General features: G+C 68.2%; 8 protein-coding genes and 1 pseudogene. 5 read left to right on the plus strand and 4 right to left on the minus strand.

All coding sequences use genetic code 11. From position 1 onward, the window contains the following. Positions 1-5: 5 nt before the first annotated feature. The 4 genes from ACAM49_RS22690 to ACAM49_RS22705 all read right to left on the minus strand — a co-directional run bounded on the left by ACAM49_RS22690 (position 6) and on the right by ACAM49_RS22705 (position 3,970). Positions 6-263, minus strand: a complete 258-nt coding sequence (locus ACAM49_RS22690; RefSeq protein ID WP_369637559.1) for an acyl carrier protein — start codon at positions 261-263, stop codon at positions 6-8. Between the two features lie 52 nt (positions 264-315). After that, positions 316-1,530, minus strand: coding sequence for a ketosynthase chain-length factor (locus ACAM49_RS22695; protein WP_369637560.1), 1,215 nt, complete (start codon positions 1,528-1,530; stop codon positions 316-318). After that, positions 1,527-2,795: a beta-ketoacyl synthase gene (locus tag ACAM49_RS22700; protein WP_369637561.1), complete on the minus strand. Its 1,269-nt coding sequence runs from the start codon at positions 2,793-2,795 to the stop codon at positions 1,527-1,529. Before ACAM49_RS22700 ends, ACAM49_RS22695 begins: the two co-directional genes overlap by 4 nt. A 305-nt stretch (positions 2,796-3,100) precedes the next feature. Next, on the minus strand, positions 3,101-3,970 hold the full coding sequence (locus tag ACAM49_RS22705) for a BTAD domain-containing putative transcriptional regulator (RefSeq protein ID WP_369637562.1): 870 nt from the start codon (positions 3,968-3,970) through the stop codon (positions 3,101-3,103). Positions 3,971-4,269: 299 nt separating this feature from the next. On the opposite strand from ACAM49_RS22705, the gene ACAM49_RS22710 reads away from it, so the two are divergent. From ACAM49_RS22710 to ACAM49_RS22730, 5 genes and pseudogenes are all read left to right on the plus strand, one after another. After that, positions 4,270-5,814, plus strand: a complete 1,545-nt coding sequence (locus tag ACAM49_RS22710) for an acyl-CoA carboxylase subunit beta (protein WP_369637563.1) — start codon at positions 4,270-4,272, stop codon at positions 5,812-5,814. 16 nt (positions 5,815-5,830) lie between these two features. Further along, on the plus strand, positions 5,831-6,022 hold the full coding sequence (locus ACAM49_RS22715; RefSeq protein ID WP_369637564.1) for an acyl-CoA carboxylase epsilon subunit: 192 nt from the start codon (positions 5,831-5,833) through the stop codon (positions 6,020-6,022). Further along, positions 6,019-7,839: a biotin carboxylase N-terminal domain-containing protein gene (locus tag ACAM49_RS22720; protein ID WP_369637565.1), complete on the plus strand. Its 1,821-nt coding sequence runs from the start codon at positions 6,019-6,021 to the stop codon at positions 7,837-7,839. Before ACAM49_RS22715 ends, ACAM49_RS22720 begins: the two co-directional genes overlap by 4 nt. Further along, positions 7,836-8,732, plus strand: coding sequence for an alpha/beta hydrolase (locus ACAM49_RS22725; RefSeq protein ID WP_369637566.1), 897 nt, complete (start codon positions 7,836-7,838; stop codon positions 8,730-8,732). Before ACAM49_RS22720 ends, ACAM49_RS22725 begins: the two co-directional genes overlap by 4 nt. 38 nt (positions 8,733-8,770) lie before the next feature. Continuing rightward, a pseudogene (locus ACAM49_RS22730) lies at positions 8,771-9,382 on the plus strand (ACP S-malonyltransferase); the annotation flags it as partial. Between the last annotated feature and the right edge of the window lie 33 nt (positions 9,383-9,415).

Below are 9,415 nucleotides of genomic sequence, written 5' to 3' on the forward strand. Positions count from 1 at the left end.
GATGCTCATACCGCACCAGCCAGCTGGCCGTTGACGATGCCGATCAGCTCGGCCGGGGTCTTCACCTCGACGAGCCGGTCCTCGGGGATCTTCACCCCGAAATCGCGCTCGATGCGCGAGGCCGTCTCGATCAGGGCCAGCGAGTCGTAGCCGAGTTCCTCGAACGCGACCTCGGAGATATCGCCGGCCAGCTCCGGTGCGGACTCGTCGCCGCCGGCGCACTCCACCAGAATCCGCCGCAGTTCGTCGATGGTCATGGACATGATTGGCTCCTCGATTGTGCTGTTGCTCGGGTATTGCGTTTGTGCGACAACGTCATTGGTCGACGCTGCGGACGACCACCGCCGAGTTGAAACCCCAGCGGCCGCGGGCCAGCACCAGGGCGGTTTCGACGGTGGCGGGCCGGGCGTCGCCGCGGACCAGGTCGATCCGGTACTCCGGCGCGGGAGTGAGGGTGCCTGCCGTCGGCGGGATCACCGAATCCCGCATGGCCAGGACGGCGGTGACGATGTCGAGCGGCCCGGCGCCCGAGAACAGCCGTCCCGTCAGGGGTTTCGTCGCCGTGACCGGAACACCGGCGGGGCCGAACACCGCTTCCAGGGCTGCGGCCTCCGCACGGTCCTGCTCGGGCAGGCCCGCGGCATCGGCGAACACCACATCGATATCGGCGGGGGTCACACCCGCGTCGGCCAAGGCCGATTCGATGGCACGCCGCCGACCCGACGGCCGACCGGAATCCGGCGGCGGATCGAATGTTTGTGCGTAACCGGCGATTTCACCGTAGATGTGCGGCACGCCGCGGGTGCGCGCCGCCGCGGGATCCTCGAGCACGAGCATCGCCCCGCCCTCGCCCGGCACATTGCCGGTGGCCTCGGCGTCGAAGGGCAGGTAGGCCAGCGCCGGATCGGTCGCGGTGCTGAGGGTGCCGCCCGCGACATGGGAGGCCCAGCCCCACGGATCCAACGCGGAATCCACGCCGCCGGTGACCACCAGGGGCGTCCCGCGCCGCACCGTGCGCCGGGCGTGCCCGACCGCGTCGAGGCCGCCCGCCTGTTCGGCGACCAGGGCGCTGCTGGGTCCGCGCATGCCGTGCCGGATGGAGATCTGCCCGGTATTGACCGCGTAGAACCAGGCGAACGACTCGTAGACGCTGACGTGCTCGGAACCCATCGACCACAGCTTGTTGAACTCGCGATGGGTGAATTCGAAACCGCCCGAGGCGTTTCCGGTCACCACACCCATGTCGTAGTCGGTCAGTTCGCCGGTATCCACCTTCGCGTCGTCGAGCGCCCACTGCGCCGCCACCAGGGCCAGTCGCGTGGAGATGTCGGTCTGCGGCAGCAGTCGGCTCGGAAGATGCTGCGCGGCTTCGAAGTCCGGGATCTGCCCGGCCAGGCGCGTACCCGGCGCGGCGGTGTCGAACCGGGTGAGCGGCGCGATGCCGCCGCGGCCCGCCAGCACCGCCTCCCAGAAGGGTTCGGTACCAAGCCCGTTCGGCGCGATCACGCCGACTCCCGTCACGACGCTCATGCCGCGACCTCCGGCGTGCGGCGCAACACCATGGCGCTCTGGAATCCGCCGAACCCGCTGCCGACGGTCAGCACGGTGTCCATGCGATGGTCGCGCGCCGTCAGCGGCACATAGTCCAGATCGCATTCTGGATCGCGCTCGTGCAGGTTGGCCGTGGGCGGCACCACCTGATAGTCCAGCGCGAGCAGGCAGGCGGCGATCTCCACCGAGCCGATGGCGCCCAGCGAATGACCGACCATGGACTTGATCGAACTCATCGGCGTGCGATACGCGTGCTCGCCGAGACTGCGCTTGACCGCGGCGGTTTCGTGCCGATCGTTCTGCCGGGTCCCGGAACCGTGCGCGTTGACGTAGCCGATCGCGGTGGGATCGACGCGGGATTCGTCCAAGGCCACCCGGATCGCCTCGGCCATCTCCCGGCCGTCGGCCTTGAGGCCGGTCATGTGGTAGGCGTTGCAGCGCGTCGCGTAACCGGTGACCTCCGCGTAGATGCGCGCACCCCGGCGGCGCGCGCTCTCGAACTCCTCGAGCACGAACATGGCCGCGCCCTCGGCGAGCACGAAACCGTTGCGGGAGTTGTCGAACGGCCGCGAGGCGTGCTCGGGATCGTCGTTGCGCGGGGTGGTCGCGCGAATGGCGTCGAAGCAGGCCACCACGATCGGGGTGATCGGGGTGTCGGAGGCGCCGGCGATCATCACATCGGCCGACCCCTCGCGGATCAGCTGCACCGCGTGCCCGACCGAATCCAGGCCGGAGGTGCAGCCGTTGGAGACCATGGCGACCGGGCCCTCCGCCCCGACGCTCCAGGCCACCTCCGCGGGCATGACGCTGGGCACCATGTAGTCGAACATGTAGGGCGACAGGTGCTTTTCGTCGAGCACCCAGCTGCGGCCGGAGTCCGACAGCACCAGGTACTCCTGTTCGAGGCTGGTCGCGGCGGCGACCGCGCTGCCCAGGCTCACCCCGAGCCGGAACGGATTCACCGACTCGAGCGCCAGGCCGCTGTCGGCGACCGCCTCGCGGGCACACACCACCGCGAACTGCGCCGCGCGGTCCATGCGCCGAATCTCGCGGGGCGACAACCCTTCCGCGAGCGGATCGAAATCGGCCTCGCCCGCGACCTGGGACCGATACGGCGAGGCGTCGAAGAAGCTGATGGCCCGGGTGGCGGTGCGCCCCTCGGACAACAGCTTCCAGAACTCGTCCTTGCCGGATCCGCCGGGTGCCCGCACACCCAGTCCGGTGACGACCACCCGCCGGCTCACCGCGTACTCCCGAATGTGATGGCGTACATAGCAATTCTCCTTCGCGCCGATTGCTGGTCGAAGCTTCGATGTCCGCTTCAGCGTCGCGCGCCCGGCTCGAGGGCCGCTCCAGCCGCGGGCTCGAGCGGTTCTCGAGCCGTGAGTGCGATCGTCACTGAAAGGCGCACGCGACCAACAGGATCGGGAGGAGCCCAGCCGACAGCACCGTAGCCCCACCCGAGGGCGGGGCTACGGTGGAATCGCCGGTCGTCGCCTCCGGCGATCTCTTATGTCATGAAGGTGTTTTCAACAATGAGAACAAATGGTCAGGCCGGTCGCGCGGACCTGCCGAGTTCCGGTGTGGAATTCCAGCCGATCAAATAGCCGGCGTGCCGCGTCTCCAATACCTCGGCCACGGACTCGTCGGACGCATTGAGGATATCCAGGTGCAATTGCCGAAGCCGCCAGCACGGGTCGAGCCCGAGCTCGGTCTGCATCAGGGCGGCGAAATTGTGGTAGGCCTCGAGCGCTCTATACCTCTGCCCCGAACGGCACAGCGCGTATATGTAATACGCTTGTATCCGCTCGTGCAGTGGATGCTCGGCGGTCAATCTCGCCAGATCGGGGCAGACCTCACGGTGAGCGCCCAGTCGCAATTGCGCCTCGATCCGTCGCTCCTGATTAACCAGGCGCAATTGCTCGAGATGCGTCAATTCCGCGGCGAGCGGATTTCCGGCCTCCACGTCGAGCAGCGGCGGGCCGGTCCACAGGGCCTCCGAGGCGGTGTACAGCTCGACCGCCCGCCGATCGTTGCCCACCGCCGCCGCACACCGCGCGGCCTCGGCCATGACCTGGTAGTCCCTGACATCCAGCACACAGTCGCGGGCGTCGAACAGGTATCCCTTGCTCCAGGTGCGCAGGTAGCGATCGGCCACCTCACCTGGCTCGACGTCCAAGAACTCCGCCATGCGCTTGCGGATCCCGAGGACGTACGTCTGCACGACGGTCACGGCACTGCGCGGCGGATCCTCGTTCCATAATTCCTCGATCATCGCGGACACCGGCACCACGGTCGAATGCCGGACGAGCAGCAGCGCGAGCAATTGCCGCTGTTTCTGAGCCGTCGGTGTGGCATTCCTGTTCTGCAACGCGAGCGTTAGTGGTCCTAGCACGCGGGCATAGATTTGCTGTGTCACGGGTGCTCCCTACTACTTCCCCCCGACAATGCGCGGAAAATAAATACCCACAGCACTGGAGGCCACTCCAGACTAACGGGCGGCAGGTATCGGCCTCGTGAACAAACCGTAATTTGATGGTTAAAGGCCCAAATGTTCCCAAACCGTCGGCTACATGCTATGCCCGCCTATCGATATTGAATGACGAATCAAATACGCATTGCGCATGACCGAAATATCCTCCCGAAGCTCCCGGCAACGACATTTGAGCGACGCTCGAGGACCCGTGGGTCAGACTCGGAGCAGTGGAGAGGACGGACATGCGTGAACGCGTCGAGGAGCTCGACAAACTCAAACAATCGGTACTGGCCGGACCCGGTGCGGCCGCGACCCAACGCCAGTACGACCAGGGGAAGCTGACCGCCTACGAGCGGATCGAGTTGCTGCTCGACCCGGGGTCGTTTCAGGAGATCGAGGCGCTGCGCCGGCACCGGGCCACCGGATTCGGTCTCGAGGCGCGGCGGCACCACACCGACGGCGTGGTCACCGGCTGGGGCACCGTCGAGGGGCGCACGGTGTTCGTCTTCGCGCAGGACTTCCGCATCATGGGCGGCGCGCTGGGCGAGGCGCACGCACAGAAGATCCACAAGGTGATGGATCTGGCCCTGGCCGCCGGCGCACCGCTGGTCGGGCTCTACGACGGCGCGGGGGCCCGCATCCAGGAAGGGGTCACCGCGCTGGCCGGATTCGGTGGCATCTTCGCGCGAAACACCAAGGCCTCCGGGGTGATTCCGCAGATCAGCGTCATCCTCGGCCCCTGCGCCGGTGGCGCCGCCTACAGTCCCGCGCTCACCGATTTCGTCTTCATGATCCGGGAGACCGCGCAGATATTCATCACCGGACCCGATGTGGTGGCGGCGGTGACCGGCGAGCGGGTCACCATGAACGAGCTGGGCGGGGCCGACATCCATTCGCGCACATCGGGTGTCACCCATTTCACCTACGATGACGAACCCGCGTGCCTGCACGACGTCCGGCATCTGCTGTCGATGCTGCCCGCCAACAACCGTCAGCATCCGCCCGCGGTGGCGTGCACCGATCCGGCGGATCGGCGCAACGAGTCGCTCTACGATCTGGTCCCCCTCGACGGGAACCGGCCCTACGACGTGCGCGCGGTCATCGAGGAGATCGTCGACGACCACGAGATCTTCGAGGTGCACGAGCAGTGGGCGGCGAATGTGGTGTGCGCCTTCGCCCGCCTCGACGGGCATGTGGTGGGCGTGGTCGCCAATCAGCCGAGCATGCTGGCGGGGGTGCTCGACATCGCCGCCTCGGAGAAGGCCGCCCGCTTCGTGCAGCTGTGCGACGCGTTCAATATCCCGCTCGTCACCCTGATCGACGTGCCGGGTTTTCTGCCCGGCGTGGCGCAGGAGCACGGCGGGATCATCCGCCACGGCGAGAAAGTGCTCTACGCCTACTGCAATGCGACGGTCCCGCGGGTCTCGGTGGTGCTGCGCAAGTCCTACGGCGGCGCGTACATCGTCATGGATTCTCGGTCGATCGGCGCGGATCTGGCGCTGGCCTGGCCCAGCAACGAGATCGCCGTCATGGGCGCCGAGGCCGCCGCGAACGTCATCTTCCGCCGCGAGATCAATGCCGCGAAGGATCCGGAAGCGGTGCGGCAGAACAAGATTGCCGAGTACCGCTCGGAGCTGGTGCATCCTTTCTATGCCGCCGAGCGGGGCCTGGTCGACGACGTGATCGATCCCGCCGACACCCGCTCGGTGCTCATCCGCAGCCTCGCCATGCTGCGGACCAAACACGCCGACCTGCCGATTCGCAAGCACGGCAACCCACCCCAGTGAGTAGAGCGAGAAGCACATGACAGCACCCCTGATCCGCATCGAACGCGGCGCGCCCGACGATATCGAAACAGCCGCCCTGCTCATCGCTTTGATGAGCGTGCTCGCGAATTCCGCCGAGGGTGCCCCGCCCGCGGTGGCTCCCGTGCGCTGGATCGTGCCGCCGCGGGTGAGCGCCTTCGTCCCACCGCAGAGCTGGGCCGCGGCATGAGTATCGAATCCGGTGCGGCAGAGCGGTATCCGACAATCGGCAAGGTCCTCGTAGCCAATCGGGGCGAGATCGCCGTGCGCGTGATCCGGGCTGCCAAGGACGCCGGGATCGCCAGCGTCGCCGTGTATGCCGAGCCGGACGCGGACGCGCCGTTCGTGAAGCTGGCCGATGAGGCGTTCGCGCTGGGTGGGCAGACCTCGGCCGAGTCGTACCTGGTGTTCGACAAGATCCTCGACGCCGCCGCCAAGGCCGGCGCGGACGCGATCCACCCCGGCTACGGGTTCCTGTCGGAGAACGCCGATTTCGCCCAAGCCGTGCTCGACGCGGGCCTGATCTGGATCGGGCCGTCGCCGCAGTCGATCCGCGATCTGGGTGACAAGGTCACCGCCCGCCACATCGCCGAGCGCGCGCAGGCGCCCATGGCCGCGGGCACCAAGGACCCGGTCAAGAACGCCGACGAGGTCGTCGCGTTCGCCAAGGAATACGGGGTGCCGGTGGCCATCAAGGCCGCCTTCGGTGGTGGTGGCCGCGGCATGAAGGTCGCCCACACCATCGAAGAGATCCCGGAGCTGTTCGACTCCGCCGTGCGTGAAGCCACCGCCGCGTTCGGGCGTGGCGAGTGCTTCGTGGAGCAGTACCTGGACAAGGCCCGCCACGTCGAGGCCCAGGTCATCGCCGACAAGCACGGCAACGTCGTCGTCGCCGGCACCCGCGACTGCTCGCTGCAGCGCCGCTTCCAGAAGCTCGTCGAGGAAGCACCGGCCCCGTTCCTCTCGGACGAGGTGCGTTCCAAGATCCACGAGTCCGCGAAGCGGATCTGCAAGGAGGCCGGCTACTACGGTGCGGGCACCGTGGAGTACCTGGTGCAGGGCGAGACGGTGTCGTTCCTCGAGGTGAACACGCGTCTGCAGGTCGAGCACCCGGTCACCGAGGAGACCGCCGGCATCGACCTGGTGCGCCAGCAGTTCCGCATCGCCGAAGGCCACGAACTCTCGATCAAGGAAGACCCGACCCCGCGCGGGCACTCCTTCGAGTTCCGGATCAACGGTGAGGACGCCGGTCGCGGCTTCTTGCCCGCTCCCGGCCCGGTCGCCGTCTACCGCGAGCCCGCGGGCCCCGGCGTGCGCGTCGACTCCGGTGTGGTCGAAGGCAGCGTGATCGGCGGCCAGTTCGACTCCATGCTGGCCAAGCTGATCGTCACCGGCGAGAACCGCGAGCAGGCGCTGCAGCGCGCCGCCCGCGCCCTGGCCGAGTACCAGATCGAGGGCCTCGCGACCGTTATCCCGTTCCACCGCCACATCGTGGAGAACCCGGCGTTCGTCGGTGACGGCACCAAGTTCGACGTCTACACCAAGTGGATCGAGAACGAGTGGGACAACCCGATCGAGCCCTACACCGGTGCCCAGCCGATCGAGGACGAGGACGAGGCGCCGCGGCAGAAGGTGGTCGTCGAGGTCGGCGGCCGTCGCCTGGAAGTGTCGCTGCCGGGCCAGTTCTCCGTCGGTGCGGCCGCGTCCGCCAACGGCGCGGGTGCGGTCCGCAAGAAGCCCAAGCCGCGCAAACGAACAGGCATAACCGGCGCAGCCTCCGGCGATTCGGTCACCGCGCCTATGCAGGGCACCGTGGTCAAAGTCGCTGTCACGGAGGGTCAGTCCGTCGAGGCGGGTGATCTGGTCGTGGTGCTCGAGGCCATGAAGATGGAGAACCCCGTGACCGCCCACAAGGCCGGAGTCATCACGGGTCTCTCGGTCGAAACCGGATCCGCCATCACCCGGGGCACTCCGATTTGCAGTGTAAGCCAAGGAGATCAGACATGACCGTCATCAATCCGCCACCGCTGCATCCACATTCGGCCGATCAGGACGCCGAGGTCCGGTCCATCGACCTCGACGGCGGTGACGCGACGCTGTCGGCATTGATCACCACGCCGGTCCACCGGCCGCCGCGCGCCACCATCGTCGCCCTGCACGGGGCCGGGATGCGGGCCGGATACTTCCACGGCCGGGCCCTGCCGGGCATGTCGATGCTCGAACTGGGTGCGGCCCTCGGCTTCTCGGTCGTCGCCATCGACCGCCCCGGCTACGGCGCGTCCGCCGTCGCATTGCCCGAGGGCCAGCCCGTCGTCGACCAGGCCGCCACTCTCGCGAATGCGCTGCGTGATCTGGCCGGGCGGTTCGACACCGGCGCGGGCCTGCTGCTGCACGCCCATTCGTTCGGCGGCAAGCTGGCGCTGACCACGGCCGCCTATCAGCGGGTACCCGATCTGCTGGGCGTCGACGTCTCCGGATGCGGGCACCGTTACGCCCGCCCGGCCGACGGGCTCGAGAACATCGGCACGACGTGGACGAAGAGCTGGCTGCCGCTGAAGTTGTATCCGCCGGAGACCTTTCACCAGGCTCGCTCGATCACCGCGCCCATCCCGGTCGCCGAGCAGTTCGACATCGTGAGTTGGGAATCGGCGTTTCCCGCTGTCGCCCAGCGCATTCGGGTTCCGGTCCGGTTCACCTTCGCCGAGCACGAGCGCTGGTGGCATCATGACGACCGCACCCTCGCGAATCTGCGCTCCCGGCTGCGGCATTCGCCGCGCGTGGTCATCGACCGTCAGTTGGATGCGGGGCACAACACGAGCCTCGGCTACACCGCGCGCACCTTCCACCTGCGGTCGCTGGCCTTCGCCGAGGAATGCGTCGCGCGGAGGGAGCACCGATGAGCGACCTCGCAGCGCAGATGAGCAACCCCGCAGCGCAGATAGGTGGCCCCGCCGCCCGCCGTCTCCTCGACGTCGAACCCTATGCCCTGCTGGCGCCCGGGCAGGGCTCGCAGAAACCGGGCATGCTGACCGACTGGCTGTCGCTACCGGACGCCGAGCAATGCCTGGCGCGCTGGTCCGAGATCTGCGACCTCGACCTCCTGCGCCTCGGAACCACCTCCGCCGCAACCGAACTCGTCGACACCGCCACCACCCAGCCGCTGGTGGCTGCGGCCGCACTACTCGCGGTGCAGGCGCTGCGCGCCGCGGGCGGACTCGGCCCCGGCACGATCGTGGCCGGTCATTCCGTCGGCGAGCTCGCGGCGGCAGCGGCCGCCGAGGTGATCTCCCCCGACGACGCCATCGCCCTGGCCGCCATCCGCGGCCGAGCCATGGCCGACGCCTGCGCCGCGGACGACACCGGCATGGCGGCCGTCCTCGGCGGCACCCCCGACGAAGTCCTCACCCGCATAACGGAACTCGATCTGGCCCCCGCCAACCACAACGCCCCCGGCCACCTGGTCGTCGCCGGCCGCACCGCCGCCCTGACCGAACTCGCCGCAGCCCGCCCCCCGAACACCAAGGTGGTCATCCTCCCGGTAGCAGGCGCCTGAGGTGACGGGGCGGCCGTCGCGGTTGGAGAG

This window comes from Nocardia sp. JMUB6875, from assembly GCF_041154655.1.
Classification (GTDB): domain Bacteria; phylum Actinomycetota; class Actinomycetes; order Mycobacteriales; family Mycobacteriaceae; genus Nocardia.